We start from the raw sequence: 13,607 nt of genomic DNA on the forward strand, positions 1-13,607 counted from the left end.
CGCCCCGACAGGAATGCCGGGGCGGGGCGCTTTTCGTCAACGAGACATTTCGAGAAGGGCAGGGCCCTTAGCGGAACATCGCGCTGATCGATTCTTCATTGCTGATGCGGCGAACCGCTTCGGCAACTACCGGTGCAATATCCAGTTGACGGATACGTGCACAGGCTTGTGCTGCAGCGGACAGCGGGATGGTGTTAGTCACCACCAGCTCGTCCAGCACGGAATTTTCGATATTCTCGATGGCCCGACCCGACAGCACAGGGTGTGTGCAGTAGGCAAAGACCTTGGCTGCGCCATGCTCTTTCAGGGCCTTGGCCGCGTGGCACAGAGTGCCGGCGGTATCGACCATGTCATCGACCAGAATACAGGTACGCCCTTCGACATCACCGATGATATGCATCACTTCAGAGTGATTGGCTTTCTCACGGCGTTTGTCGATGATCCCGAGATCCACACCCAGCGACTTGGCAACAGCACGTGCACGCACGACGCCACCAATGTCCGGGGAAACAATCATCAGGTTTTCGAAGCGCTGATCTTCAATGTCATCCACCAGAACCGGGGAGCCGTAGATGTTATCTACCGGAATATCGAAGAAACCCTGAATCTGGTCAGCATGCAGATCAACCGTGAGAACACGGTCGATGCCGACTACGGTAAGCATGTCAGCGACGACTTTCGCGCTGATAGCCACACGTGCGGAACGCGGACGGCGATCCTGACGGGCATAACCAAAATAAGGAATAACAGCAGTGATACGAGTAGCCGAGGAGCGGCGGAAGGCGTCAGCCATCACTACCAGTTCCATCAGGTTATCGTTGGTCGGAGCGCAAGTCGGCTGAATAATGAAAACGTCTTTACCGCGAACATTTTCATTGATCTCGGCAGTAATTTCGCCGTCGGAAAATTTGCCGACAGAGATGTCACCGAGAGGGATATGCAGCTGACGTACAACACGCCGAGCCAGATCGGGGTTAGCGTTCCCCGTAAAGACCATCATCTTGGACACGCGCAGTACCTAGAGGCTGAGGGTAACCTGGATGAGTATGGAAAATGGCAGGGGCGGCTGGATTCGAACCAACGCATGGCAGGATCAAAACCTGCTGCCTTACCGCTTGGCGACGCCCCTGTATCTGTTGCATCAAGTGCCGAGCACCTGGTTCCTTTAGAGCAGACTTTGCAGCTTGCGATGCAACATCGAAATGTTGCTTCCTTTCGCTACAAACCCTGTAAGGGTCTCTGTCAGAAGGGCCGAGACTTTATCAGCTTCAGCTTTGCTTGGGAAGCCCCCAAACACACAACTTCCAGTTCCGGTGAGCTTTGCTTCGGTAAATTTACCTAACAAATCCAATGCGTTACGTACTTCTGGATAACGCCTTGCAACCACCGGCAAGCAGTCATTTCGACTGTTTCCCTCGGGAACGGGGCGCACTTTAATGGGCGGCGTGTTACGTGTCAACAAAGGATCGGAAAAAATTTCTGCCGTACTTACAGAGACTTGCGGCACGAGCACCAGATACCACGGTTCTTCAGGGTCGACGGGGGTCAGTTTCTCGCCCACACCCTCGGCAAACGCCGCGTGACCACGGACGAAAACCGGAACATCGGCGCCAAGCGACAAGCCTAGTGTCGCGAGCCGATTTTCATCCCAGCCCAGTTGCCACAGATGATTGAGACCCAACAAAGTGGTTGCCGCATTTGAGCTGCCGCCACCAATGCCGCCGCCCATGGGCAGAACCTTGTCGATCCAGATGTCGATGCCCAGCGCACAGCCGGACTGTTGCTGAAGCATTTTCGCCGCACGCACGATCAGATTGCTGTCATGCGGCACGCCGGCAAATTCGGTATGCAGTTGAATCACGCCGTCATCGCGCACGGCAAAAGTGATTTCATCGCCGTAATCGACAAACTGAAACAATGTCTGCAACTCGTGATAGCCGTCTTCACGGCGACCCAGAATGTGCAGCATCAGATTGAGTTTGGCCGGCGAGGGCAGGGTCAGGCGTGCAGCGGTCATGCGTTATTGCCCCAACTTGCGCGGTTGCCAGGTCTTGATCACCAGCGTCACATCGAGGTCGGTGCCGTGCAGTTTGATGCGCTCGGGCAGCCAGTAACCGTTTTGTTCGGTGTAAGCGGTGTATTCGACTTTCCAGCCATCCTGTTCAAGGTTGGCCAGACGGCTGTTGGCATCCAGATTCAGGCGGCTTTTGCTGTTCGGCGCAGGCAGACCACGGACCCACCAGGCCAGGTTCGACACCGGCAATTTCCAGCCCAACTGCTCTTCGAGCAAGGTTTCCGGCGATTGCGATTCGTATCGGCCCTGATTGGCGACTTCCAGCGAAACTTTGCCCGGACGCCCGGTCAGGCGTGCCGCGCCACGACCCAGCGGGCCGGACAGGCGAATGTCGTAGTAATCCTGACGCTGCAGCCAGAACAGCGTGCCGCTACCGGAATCTTTTGGTGCGCGGATGCCGATCTTGCCGTCGATCTGCCAGCCGTCGAGGCCGGTCAGCTGCTGTTTGTTCGCCGCCCATTGGGCCGGGCTACCGTGGCCCTCGACCGATTCGCGAGCGCCGAAACCCGCGCAACCGGCGAGCAGGGCGATGAAGCTGAAAACAATAACGTGGCGCAAAAACATGAGTTAAAGAGTCTCGGATCCGGTCAGGCGCTTGATGGTGCTGCGCAGAATGGTGCTGTCGGGCTGATCCTTGAGGAATTTGCCCCAGACTTGTTTGGCTTCACGCTGGTTGCCCTTGACCCACAATACTTCGCCCAGGTGTGCGGCGACTTCGTGGTCAGGGAAACGCTCCAGCGCCTGACGCAGATATTTCTCGGCGTCGTCCAGATTGCCCAAGCGGAAATTCACCCAGCCGAGGCTGTCGAGTACCGCCGGGTCTTCCGGGTTGATCTGGTGTGCCTGCTCGATCAGCGTCTTGGCTTCAGCGTAGCGGGTCGTGCGATCGGACAGGGTGTAGCCCAAAGCGTTCAGCGCCATGGCGTTGTCCGGGTCGCGCTTGATGATCAGGCGCAGGTCTTTTTCCATCTGCGCCAGGTCGTTGCGTTTTTCCGCGAGCATGGCGCGGGTGTACAGCAGATTCAGATCGTCTGGATATTGCAGCAAGGCGTTTTGCAATACCTTCCAGGCCTTGTCGTCCTGTTTGTTGGCCGACAGGGTTTCCGACTCGATCAGATACAGCTGAATCGCGTAATCCGGTTGTTCATCGCGTTCGGCCGCCAGTTTGCTTTGGGCTTCGGCGGTCTTGCCGTTGTTCATCAGGATATCGGCCTGGCGCAGCTGTGCCGGCAGATAGTCGTTGCCCGGGCCGACCTGGGCGTACTCGATCAATGCGCCCTGCGGGTCGTTGCGTTCTTCGGCGATGCGCCCCAGGTTCAGGTGCGCCGAATCGACATGGCTTTCCCGAGCGATCAGGTCTTCCAGATAACCTTTGGCCTCATCCCAGGCTTTGGCTTCAAGGCAGACCAGCGCCAGCGAATAACGCAGTTCGTCGTCTTCCGGGTATTGCTGAACGAGGCTGGAGAACTCGGCCTTGGCGTCGTCCATCCGGTCCTGCTCGACCAGCATCCGCGCGTACGTCAGGCGCAGACGTTTGTCGTCCGGATATTTCTTGATGCTTTTTTGCAGCAGTGGCAGGGCTTCGTCGCCACGGTTCAATAGCTGGAGCAGACGGGCGCGCAGCAGAATCGGGGCGATTTCGCCGTCTTCCGGCGGATTGTCTTCGAGCAGTGCCAGTGCCGCTTTGTTGTCGCCATCCTGTTGCAGGAGCAGGGCCTTGCCGAAAATCAGCTGACTGTTGTTCGGGTGACGCTGTAACAAGCGGTCAAAACTTTTCATCAGACCGTTGCGGGTTTCCTGATCGGTATCCGCCGCCGACAGCGCGAGGAAGTCGAAATGGGTGTCGCCCTTGCCTTGCAGGACTTTCTCCATATAGACCATCGAGTCGTCATAACGCCCGGCACGCGCCAGTTGCACGGCGGCGGCGCGTTGCGCTTCGAGATCGTCCGGCGCGTTTTTCGCCCAGATCAACGCGGTATCCAGCGCAGGCTGATCCGCACCGAGGTATTCGGCGATGCGGAACGCGCGCTCGGAGACGCCCGGATCCTGGGTGTTGATGGCCTGAGTCACGTAGTTATCGAGGGCAATGTCGAAACGATTGCGCTGGCCGGCGAGCTCGGCGCTCAGCAGGCTGAACACGGTTTCTTCACTGAACGAGCTGTAAACCTTGGGTTTTTCAGGCGCAGGGGTGGTGTCTTCAACCGGCGGCGTACCGTCCGGCGAAACGGGGGCCAAGGCCTGGCAGCCGCTGAGGAAGACAAAAGCGAGGAGCAACGCGGAGGATCTATTCATATAGGAAGAGGACGACTAACCTGCGGTCGGATCATCATGACACAAGCCTTCAGCCAAACATAACCGGTGAGGCAATTTACGCTGATCCCCATACCCCAATGTGTCTACGTACCAATGTAGGAGCTGCCGAAGGCTGCGATCTTTGGATTGTAAAAAACAGGATCAAAAGATCGCAGCCTTCGGCAGATCCTACAAGGGTGCGGTGTTGTGTGAACGAGAACGGCTCGCAGTTGTTGACTCACTGATCAGGTCAATAGATATCCAATAGTTGTTCTGAATCTGACGAAGGTGGACAATTGCCGGCTTCACGTCACTATCAGCGACCTTGAATGGCCTTCCTTGCACTCGGTATCAACCACAAGACTGCTTCAGTAGACGTCCGCGAGCGCGTGGCCTTTACCCCTGAGCAGCTGGTTGAGGCGTTGCAGCAGCTCTGCCGACTTACCGACAGCCGCGAAGCTGCGATCCTCTCCACCTGCAATCGGAGTGAGCTCTATATAGAACAGGATCAGCTGTCGGCGGATATCGTGCTGCGCTGGCTGGCCGACTATCACCATTTAAGCCTCGAAGAGCTGCGTGCGAGTGCTTATGTGCATGAAGATGATGCGGCAGTTCGTCACATGATGCGCGTCGCCTCCGGGCTCGATTCGCTGGTGCTGGGCGAGCCGCAGATTCTTGGCCAGATGAAATCGGCCTACGCCGTGGCCCGCGAGGCCGGTACCATCGGGCCGCTGCTCGGGCGTCTGTTCCAGGCAACCTTCAATGCCGCCAAACAGGTGCGTACCGACACCGCCATCGGGGAAAACCCGGTGTCTGTGGCGTTTGCCGCGGTCAGTCTGGCGAAACAGATTTTCAGTGACCTGCAACGCAGCCAGGCTTTGCTGATCGGCGCCGGCGAGACCATCACCCTGGTCGCCCGCCATTTGCATGAGCTGGGGGTCAAGCGCATCGTTGTCGCCAACCGCACGCTGGAGCGCGCTAGCCTTCTGGCTGAGCAGTTCGGCGCCCACGCGGTGTTGCTGTCGGACATCCCGGCGGAGCTGGTGCGCAGCGATATCGTGATCAGTTCGACCGCCAGTCAGTTGCCGATTCTCGGTAAAGGCGCGGTCGAGAGCGCATTGAAGCTGCGCAAGCACAAACCGATCTTCATGGTCGACATTGCCGTTCCCCGGGACATCGAACCGGAAGTCGGCGAACTGGACGACGTTTACCTCTATAGCGTCGACGATCTGCACGAAGTGGTCGCCGAAAACCTCAAGAGCCGCCAAGGTGCAGCACAAGCGGCCGAAGAGATGGTCTCGGTCGGTGCCGACGATTTCATGGTGCGCCTGCGTGAGCTGGCGGCGGTTGACGTGCTCAAGGCCTATCGTCAACAGAGCGAACGTCTGCGCGACGAGGAGCTGCAAAAAGCCCTGCGTCTGCTGGCCAACGGCGGCAACGCCGAAGATGTGCTGGGGCAACTGGCCCGTGGCCTGACCAATAAACTGTTGCACGCGCCCAGCGTGCAACTGAAAAAGCTTTCTGCCGAAGGCCGCCTCGATGCGCTGGCCATGGCTCAGGAACTCTTTGCCCTCGAGGGCTCACCGGATAGCTTTTCGGATAAAAAACCGCAATGAAAGCGTCACTGCTCAATAAGCTGGACATCCTCCAGGACCGTTTCGAGGAACTGACCGCGCTGCTCGGCGACGGCGAAGTCATTTCCGATCAGACCAAATTCCGCGCCTATTCCAAGGAATATGCCGAGCTCGAGCCGGTCGTACACGCCTATGAAAAGCTGCTCGGCGTACAAGGCGATCTTGAAGGCGCGCAGGCGCTGCTCAAGGACAGCGACCCGGACATGCGTGAAATGGCTGTGGAAGAAGTCCGTGAAGCCAAAGAAATGCTGATCACGCTGGAAGGCGATCTGCAACGCATGTTGCTGCCCAAGGATCCCAACGACGGGCGTAACGTGTTCCTCGAAATTCGCGCCGGCACCGGCGGCGACGAGGCGGCGATCTTCTCCGGCGATTTGTTCCGCATGTACTCGCGTTACGCCGAGCGACGTGGCTGGCGTGTCGAGATCCTGTCGGAAAACGAAGGCGAACACGGTGGCTATAAAGAGGTCATCGCACGCATTGAAGGCGACAACGTTTACGGCAAGCTGAAATTCGAGTCCGGCGCGCACCGCGTACAGCGTGTACCCGCCACCGAATCTCAGGGTCGTATCCACACCTCGGCCTGCACCGTGGCGGTGTTGCCCGAGCCGGACGAGCGCGAAGCCATCGAGATCAACCCGGCGGATTTGCGCGTCGACACGTTCCGTTCTTCCGGGGCCGGTGGTCAGCACGTCAACACGACCGACTCGGCGATCCGCATCACGCACATTCCGACCGGCACCGTCGTCGAGTGTCAGGAAGAGCGTTCCCAGCACAAGAACCGTGCACGGGCGATGGCGTGGTTGTCGGCCAAACTCAACGATCAGCAAACCGCCGCGGCGGCCAATGCAATCGCCAGCGAGCGTAAATTGCTCGTCGGTTCCGGTGATCGTTCCGAGCGCATTCGCACCTACAACTTTGCTCAGGGCCGGGTGACCGACCATCGCGTCAACCTGACTCTATATTCGCTTGATGAAATTCTCGCCGGTGGCGTGGAGGCGGTAATCGAGCCGCTGCTGGCCGAATACCAGGCCGACCAACTCGCGGCGATAGGTGAATAAATGACCATCATTGCCAGCCTGTTGCGCGCCGCCGACCTGCCGGATTCACCGACCGCACGTCTGGACGCCGAATTGCTTCTGGCCGCGGCGCTGGGCAAATCGCGCAGCTTTCTGCACACCTGGCCCGAACGCATCGTGCCGACTGAAGCCGCGCTGAAGTTCGCCGAGTACCTGCAACGCCGCCGCGGGGGCGAGCCGGTGGCCTACATTCTCGGCCAGCAGGGTTTCTGGAAACTTGATCTGGAAGTCGCACCGCACACGCTGATTCCGCGCCCGGACACTGAGTTGTTGGTGGAGGCAGCGCTGGAATTGCTGCCGGCGACTCCGGCCAAAGTACTCGACCTCGGCACTGGCAGCGGCGCGATTGCCTTGGCCCTGGCCAGCGAGCGTCCGGCGTGGCAGGTCACGGCTGTGGATCGTGTGCTCGAAGCCGTGGCGCTGGCCGAGCGTAATCGCCAACGCCTGCATTTGAACAACGCCAAGGTGCTGAGCAGTCATTGGTTCAGTGCTCTTGAAGGTCAGCGTTTTCAGCTGATCATCAGCAACCCGCCGTACATTGCCGCGACCGATCCGCATCTGATCGAAGGCGATGTGCGTTTCGAACCCGCCAGTGCCTTGGTGGCCGGTGAGGACGGGCTCGACGATCTGCGTCTGATCGTCGCCCAGGCCCCGGCGCATCTGGAGGCCGGTGGCTGGCTGATGCTCGAACACGGCTATGATCAAGCCGAAGCCGTGCGCGATCTGCTGCTCGGTCGCGGTTTCGAAGAAGTCCACAGCCGCACCGATCTGGGCGGCCATCAACGCATCAGCCTGGGGCGCCTGCCGTGCTGAACGATCAGGAATTGCTGCGCTACAGCCGGCAGATTCTGCTGCAACACATCGACATCGACGGCCAGTTGAAGCTCAAGGACAGTCGCGTCCTGATTGTCGGCCTCGGTGGTCTCGGCGCACCGGTTGCCTTGTATCTGGCAGCGGCGGGTGTCGGTGAACTGCATCTGGCGGACTTCGACACGGTCGATCTGACCAACCTGCAGCGCCAGATCATCCACGACACCGACAGCGTCGGCATGAGCAAAGTCGACTCGGCGCTCAAGCGTCTGGGCGCGATCAATCCTGAGATTCAACTGATCGCCCATCGTCAGGCGCTGGACGAGGATTCCCTCGCCGCAGCCGTTTCTGCGGTGGACCTGGTGCTCGACTGTTCGGATAATTTTTCTACTCGTGAAGCCGTCAACGCCGCGTGTGTGGCGGCGCGCAAACCGTTGGTCAGCGGCGCGGCGATTCGCCTCGAAGGGCAACTTTCCGTGTTCGACCCGCGTCGCGCCGAGAGCCCGTGCTACCACTGTTTATACGGGCACGGCAGCGAAGCCGAACTGACCTGCAGCGAGGCTGGCGTGGTCGGGCCGCTGGTGGGCTTGGTCGGCAGTCTTCAGGCGCTTGAGGCGTTGAAGGTGCTGGTCGGTTTTGGTGAACCGCTGGTGGGCCGCTTGCTGTTGATCGATGCGCTAGGTTCGCGCTTTCGTGAATTGCGCGTCAAACGCGATCCGGGTTGCAGCGTCTGTGGGTCACAGCATGCGTGAGGCGCCGATCGGCGTGTTCGATTCCGGTGTCGGCGGTTTGTCGGTACTGGCTGAAATTCAGCGCTTGTTGCCCAATGAGTCGTTGCTGTACTTCGCCGATTGCGGGCACATTCCGTATGGCGAGAAAACCCCGGAATTCATCCGTCAGCGTTGCAATGTGATGGCCGGTTTTTTCCGCGAACAGGGCGCCAAGGCGTTGGTGGTCGCTTGTAATACCGCGACGGTGGCGGCTGTTGCCGATCTGCGCCGCGACTTTCCCGACTGGCCGATTGTCGGCATGGAGCCTGCCGTCAAACCGGCCGCTGCCGCTACCCGCAGCGGTGTGGTCGGTGTGCTTGCCACTACGGGCACCTTGCAGAGTGCCAAGTTCGCAGCCTTGCTCGACCGCTTCGCCACCGATGTGCGCGTGATCACCCAACCGTGCCCCGGTCTGGTTGACTTGATTGAAAGCGGCGATCTGCACAGTGCCGAGTTGCGCACCTTGCTGCAAAGTTATGTCGATCCACTGCTGGCCAACGGTTGCGACACGATCATCCTCGGCTGCACCCACTATCCCTTCCTCAAGCCAATGCTCAGCTCGATGATCCCCCAGAACATCAGCCTGATCGATACCGGCGCCGCCGTGGCGCGGCAACTTCAGCGCCTTCTCGCAGAGCGCGATCTGCTCGCTGCGGGACCGGACCGTTCGGTCAGATTCTGGACGACCGCCGAGCCGCAGCACTTGCGCAACATTCTGCCCCTGTTGGGGCAAACGCCGGGCGAAGTGCAAAAATTCAGTTTGTAAAAAAAATGTGAAATAACTGAAAAATCAGCTGAACTTCTGATCAAGCGCTGACTTCTATAGCGATGAGTTATCCAGAAAACCGAACGATCGTTCCGTAAAAGGAAGTTTCAAAGTGAAGCGACTATTCTGCTTGGCCGCGATTGCGGCCGCATTGATGGGGCAAAGTATTACCGCACAAGCTGCCGGCGTTGAATTCGCCGTTGGCGCTACCAGCGATTCGACCATGACGTATCGCCTGGGGATGAATTTCGACTGGGACAAGAGCTGGCTGCAGAGCGACGTCGGTCGCCTGACCGGTTACTGGAGCGGTGCTTACACCTATTGGGACGGTGACAAGACCTCCAGCAACAACAGCCTGTCGTTCTCGCCAGTGTTCGTTTACGAATTTGCCGGTGAGTCGGTGAAGCCGTACGTTGAAGCGGGGATTGGTGTGGCGGCGTTCTCTAATACCAAGTACGAATCCAACAACCTCGGCGGTTCCTTCCAGTTCGAAGACCGTTTGGGTTTTGGCCTGCGTTTCAATGGCGGGCATGAAGTCGGGATTCGTGCGACGCACTATTCCAACGCGGGCCTTTCCAGCGACAACGACGGTGTAGAAAGCTACGCACTGCATTACACGATGCCGTTGTAAGAACTACGTTTCAACAGCCTGCATGAAACCCTGTGGGAGCGAGCTTGCTCGCGAAAGCGGATGATCAGTCAATATTGTTGTTGGCTGACACACCGCATTCGCGAGCAAGCCCGCATACAGTTAGCCGTCTGTGCTTTAAACCTGGCAGATGATTCGATTTGCCATCCGTTTCGGCACCCTGGCAGACCAGGGCTTCCCTATTCAGACCTTGTAACCATTCACTCGACTAGTCAAAACCCCGCGGTTTGGGTAAGTGATGCGGGGGCTGGTTTTGCCAAGTAGGGTCAAATTTCTTCATTACCTCTTCCAGCCTGTCGAGCATTTGTCCGGGACTGCGCTCATTTTCCAGAATCGATATCAGTTGGCTTCGCTCGATGGGATCTGCGTTCTCGTAGGTTTTAAGAAACGCCCACAAGCGGTGCTGCAACTGCTGACGCTCGAATCGGAACTCCGGCGTCATACTCAGTCGACGAATCGCCATGGACACGTTAGAGCTTTGACGTTCTTTTGATCTGTCCCAAAGCTCCCGTTTTTCGCGAGCGTCTGCCTCTGGCACATTGTGCAACCATAGATTCGCTGACGTGTCAGGATCCAGTTGTCCCAGCCAGATATCGGTGCCTGTCTGTCGACGCGCGGCAATTAACCGTCGTAGGGAAGCCGGATTGGAAATCGGGTTTCCAGTCAGATCAAAACCAGTTCTGAGCTCGAGCGATTCAGGAATGACCGAAATATTGTTGTCGGCAAGATTCAATGATGTTTTGGGGTTTTCGAGCGTGACTCCTTCCGGAAAATTTCTGATAAGCGTTGAGCTAAGATCGACTTCCCGTAAGGCTGTCATCCCCCTGAGCGACGGCGCGTTCTCGAGCGGATTTCTTGCGAGTTTCAGTATCTCCAGACGCAGCGGCTCGTTCTGCATACCTATTGAGGGAGGCAACTGGGTTATTCCGGTACCTGCCAGATTCAACTCACGCAAGACTGTCATTCCTCTGAGCGAGATCCCATCCGGCACCGAAGTATTTTCGAGGTTTAATACCTCAAGCCGCGCCCCCCAGGGAGCTACATCCAATCCGGCAAGTTGTTCTCCAATTCTGGTAGATGACAGATTCAACTCCCGCAAAAACGGCAGGTTGGCAAGGTCAGGCAGAGTTGCCAAATCTTTATTGTTGCTCAGATCAAGCACCTGTAAGCGAGAAGGTCCCCGTGTCTCGGTAAGTCCCGAAGGTGGCCACTGCAAGTAGCTCTGCCGGACCCTCAATACCTGTAATTCGGTCAAGCCCGTCACTGACATATGCTGGTAAAAAATACAGTTTTTCAGAATCAACTCTCGCAAGCGGGGCAATCCGGAGAAGCTCGTATAGCCCAAAGGCTCCGGCGCGATGCTGGTGTTGTGAATCTCCAGTACCCGCAACTTTGTGAGTTTTTTCATTGCGCCTAGAAGCTCTTTGCCGGTCCCACCCAGGTTCCGCACTTCGAGTGTTTCAATATGAGAAAAAGTCGAAAACAGATCATCCAATTTCTGGACAGCATATCCGCTCAAACTCATAGAAACGATGGAGTCGATTCGAGTCGAAAGGGTCGGCGGCTTTAGATTTACGCGATTGCCCAAGTCCAGTTCCAGCCTGAAGCCCACCAGATGACCGTCGCGATAGACCCGTTCCGATGGGTCACCCTGCCATTTGTACAGTCGCTGTAGCGTGTCACAAATCGCCAGCCGTCGAGCGCGTTCGTCGATATCATCGCCTCTGTAAAAACCTTCCCAGACGCTGAGCTCTTGATTCAATTTAGGCAGTCCAAGGCGAAGCCGATCAAGCTCCACCTCTGCAGCCGCGGCATCGCCAAATCGGGCGATGAAATCATCCGCATGTTGATCAGTCGCTTCCGGAAAATAGCGTTTGACCTGCGCTCGAGTGGCGACGGCCGGCGGCGGCCGTCCTGACGGGCCGGCTGTATTGCTGAGCCAAGGACGGAAAAGGCCGGCCGGCGCGGGCTCATTGCGGTTCATGCCGCCCCTCAACCCCACGAAGATGGAAATCCAGGCGTTCTCCTCGTTGCGAGTGATGGCCAGGCTTTCGCCGCTACGACTGGCGCGATAGACGTTGGCAATGTCGCTGGCCACGGGATCCTTGGGGTTAACAATGCGCCACACCTTGTGGGTGGGGGTGGACGCATCAAGATCATGCAGGGCCTGATACGCGTGGTTGAAGATCACGGCGTAAAGCTTGCCGTTGTGGCGATACAAACCGTCGCTACCGGGTTCGACAGCGCTGAAATCCAGCTCGGTGCGAAATGCCTGCAGGCGTGTTTCGGTCAATGGCGCGGTGGCTGGGGCGAGGTCATTGTGCGGATGCCAAAGACCGGTATCGGGACTGCGCAGCAATACCGGGCCGGAGGGATTCAACTCGCTTGAACGTCGGGCTCTATACAGGCCTGTATTCTGGTCGACGGCGACAAGAGCGATGCCGCCACCGGTCAAGTCGACATACCGGCGTTGGTTGTGCACCCTGAAGCCTTCGCTGTCGGCAGCCGGTAACGGTGGCGCCACAGTGATGCGGTAATTCTCGAGCGTCGGCGGCATGACGGCGCGGACTTCAGTGGCGTCGGGAACCTGGCTCACAGTGATAGTCTGGGCCGGCAGGATTGCATCAAGGTCTGGATTGCCAGGCGGCTTGACTCGCGTGGTCGCATTTGCGCCGGGAATCCTGGACTCGAGGCTCTTGTGGCCGACAGTTTCTGGCCGCGATGAGTCCACTTCCGGTTGGCGGTTCGCAGTGACGTGGACATCTACTTGGGTGCTGCCACCGCGAGGTGGTTTTGCTGCCATATTTCTTCATCCTTGAACGTTTCCCCTCGGCATTCACCCGAGGGTCGGTGGGTCGGCATCCTGCCGATTTACAAGTTGCGCGAGCTATTCCACTGTCGATCATTTCGCCCCGCAAAGGCACACGCATTCGACCGGCCAGTGCATCCCGAGGCCGGGATGAATCCATCGAATATTGGCGTCGCCTGTTGGATAGTTCATGGGGTCAACCCCGTCGAACCAAGAGCTGAACGATATCGTCTGGCGAAGCTGAATGAGATCAGAAAGGCAGACTGCCGCAGCAGGAAATGACGTCAAGGCGCGTAGGAGCGCATACACCACGGAGGGTTTGTTTGTGCTCGGGCCGTTTGCAAACGGATCTCCAGCCACCAGCGGTCATCGGCCGAAGCAGCTGCTGGCGCGATGCTAACCGCGCATGTTCGAACGATCAGCGATACACCGTGGCGATGCCCTGTCGTTCTTCAATGCACTCCGGCGCGCCCATTTCGAACTCGCGGCAGATCAACGGACGCTTCTCATAGATCGTGCACATCATCGTGTCGCGATCCAGCGCCGCACACCAGCCGTCGTCCAGACGCAGCATCACTTCGCCGCCCCATTCATCGGTATCGATAAAACGATCAGGCACGCCGGTGTCGGTGATCAGCATCACTTCGAGCTGACAGCAGCAGGCTGCGCAGGTCGAGCAGGTGACCGCCGGTTCAGCGATTTGTTGGTGGGGGATGGTCTTCAT

At 58.1% G+C, this 13,607-nt stretch carries 12 protein-coding genes and 1 tRNA gene; 6 read left to right on the forward strand and 7 right to left on the reverse strand.

The window, feature by feature from the left end; genetic code table 11:
* Window positions 1-67: 67 nt before the first annotated feature.
* The 5 genes from ICA16_RS27615 to ICA16_RS27635 all read right to left on the reverse strand — a co-directional run bounded on the left by ICA16_RS27615 (window position 68) and on the right by ICA16_RS27635 (window position 4,366).
* Window positions 68-1,009 (reverse strand): ribose-phosphate pyrophosphokinase, encoded by a 942-nt coding sequence (locus ICA16_RS27615; RefSeq protein WP_003171603.1) that lies wholly within the window; start codon window positions 1,007-1,009, stop codon window positions 68-70.
* Between the two features lie 45 nt (window positions 1,010-1,054).
* A tRNA-Gln gene (locus tag ICA16_RS27620) sits at window positions 1,055-1,129 on the reverse strand.
* A 36-nt stretch (window positions 1,130-1,165) separates the two neighbouring features.
* Window positions 1,166-2,017: a 4-(cytidine 5'-diphospho)-2-C-methyl-D-erythritol kinase gene (ispE, locus tag ICA16_RS27625; RefSeq protein WP_210702113.1), complete on the reverse strand. Its 852-nt coding sequence runs from the start codon at window positions 2,015-2,017 to the stop codon at window positions 1,166-1,168.
* 3 nt (window positions 2,018-2,020) lie between these two features.
* Window positions 2,021-2,638, reverse strand: coding sequence for a lipoprotein insertase outer membrane protein LolB (lolB, locus tag ICA16_RS27630; protein ID WP_042561055.1), 618 nt, complete (start codon window positions 2,636-2,638; stop codon window positions 2,021-2,023).
* Window positions 2,639-2,641: 3 nt separating this feature from the next.
* On the reverse strand, window positions 2,642-4,366 hold the full coding sequence (locus tag ICA16_RS27635; protein WP_150616380.1) for a tetratricopeptide repeat protein: 1,725 nt from the start codon (window positions 4,364-4,366) through the stop codon (window positions 2,642-2,644).
* A 329-nt stretch (window positions 4,367-4,695) separates the two neighbouring features.
* Between ICA16_RS27635 and hemA the strand changes: the two genes are divergently transcribed.
* The 6 genes from hemA (at window position 4,696) to ICA16_RS27665 (ending at window position 10,056) form a co-directional block, all read left to right on the forward strand.
* Window positions 4,696-5,982: a glutamyl-tRNA reductase gene (gene hemA / locus ICA16_RS27640; RefSeq protein WP_150605275.1), complete on the forward strand. Its 1,287-nt coding sequence runs from the start codon at window positions 4,696-4,698 to the stop codon at window positions 5,980-5,982.
* Window positions 5,979-7,061 carry a peptide chain release factor 1 gene (gene prfA / locus ICA16_RS27645; protein WP_150605276.1) on the forward strand — a complete coding sequence of 361 codons (1,083 nt, stop codon included), beginning with the start codon at window positions 5,979-5,981 and terminating at the stop codon, window positions 7,059-7,061. Before hemA ends, prfA begins: the two co-directional genes overlap by 4 nt.
* On the forward strand, window positions 7,062-7,892 hold the full coding sequence (prmC, locus tag ICA16_RS27650; protein ID WP_150616378.1) for a peptide chain release factor N(5)-glutamine methyltransferase: 831 nt from the start codon (window positions 7,062-7,064) through the stop codon (window positions 7,890-7,892). It abuts the gene before it with no gap.
* The gene (locus ICA16_RS27655; RefSeq protein WP_150605278.1) at window positions 7,886-8,641 is read left to right on the forward strand and encodes a molybdopterin-synthase adenylyltransferase MoeB; all 756 of its coding nucleotides are present in this window, start codon (window positions 7,886-7,888) and stop codon (window positions 8,639-8,641) included. The genes prmC and ICA16_RS27655 overlap by 7 nt, the downstream gene beginning before the upstream one ends.
* Window positions 8,634-9,425 (forward strand): glutamate racemase, encoded by a 792-nt coding sequence (murI, locus tag ICA16_RS27660; RefSeq protein ID WP_150605279.1) that lies wholly within the window; start codon window positions 8,634-8,636, stop codon window positions 9,423-9,425. Before ICA16_RS27655 ends, murI begins: the two co-directional genes overlap by 8 nt.
* Before the next feature lie 112 nt (window positions 9,426-9,537).
* Window positions 9,538-10,056 (forward strand): acyloxyacyl hydrolase, encoded by a 519-nt coding sequence (locus ICA16_RS27665; protein WP_150605280.1) that lies wholly within the window; start codon window positions 9,538-9,540, stop codon window positions 10,054-10,056.
* Between the two features lie 226 nt (window positions 10,057-10,282).
* Here ICA16_RS27665 and ICA16_RS27670 read toward each other — a convergent pair whose 3' ends face one another.
* A complete protein-coding gene (locus ICA16_RS27670; RefSeq protein WP_210702114.1) occupies window positions 10,283-12,877 on the reverse strand; it encodes a leucine-rich repeat domain-containing protein in 2,595 nt (864 codons plus the stop codon).
* A 424-nt stretch (window positions 12,878-13,301) separates the two neighbouring features.
* Window positions 13,302-13,607, reverse strand: coding sequence for a YkgJ family cysteine cluster protein (locus tag ICA16_RS27675; protein ID WP_150605282.1), 306 nt, complete (start codon window positions 13,605-13,607; stop codon window positions 13,302-13,304).

This window comes from Pseudomonas anatoliensis (assembly GCF_017976235.1).
Classification (GTDB): Bacteria; Pseudomonadota; Gammaproteobacteria; order Pseudomonadales; family Pseudomonadaceae; genus Aquipseudomonas; species Aquipseudomonas anatoliensis.

Bases quoted from the DNA above. Each gene is read 5' to 3' on its own strand.
- ispE (WP_210702113.1), bottom strand. From the start codon at position 2,017: ATGACCGCTGCACGCCTGACCCTGCCCTCGCCGGCCAAACTCAATCTG.
- lolB (WP_042561055.1), bottom strand. From the start codon at position 2,638: ATGTTTTTGCGCCACGTTATTGTTTTCAGCTTCATCGCCCTGCTCGCC.
- ICA16_RS27635 (WP_150616380.1), bottom strand. From the start codon at position 4,366: ATGAATAGATCCTCCGCGTTGCTCCTCGCTTTTGTCTTCCTCAGCGGC.
- hemA (WP_150605275.1), top strand. From the start codon at position 4,696: ATGGCCTTCCTTGCACTCGGTATCAACCACAAGACTGCTTCAGTAGAC.
- prfA (WP_150605276.1), top strand. From the start codon at position 5,979: ATGAAAGCGTCACTGCTCAATAAGCTGGACATCCTCCAGGACCGTTTC.
- prmC (WP_150616378.1), top strand. From the start codon at position 7,062: ATGACCATCATTGCCAGCCTGTTGCGCGCCGCCGACCTGCCGGATTCA.
- murI (WP_150605279.1), top strand. From the start codon at position 8,634: ATGCGTGAGGCGCCGATCGGCGTGTTCGATTCCGGTGTCGGCGGTTTG.
- ICA16_RS27670 (WP_210702114.1), bottom strand. From the start codon at position 12,877: ATGGCAGCAAAACCACCTCGCGGTGGCAGCACCCAAGTAGATGTCCAC.
- ICA16_RS27675 (WP_150605282.1), bottom strand. From the start codon at position 13,607: ATGAAGACCATCCCCCACCAACAAATCGCTGAACCGGCGGTCACCTGC.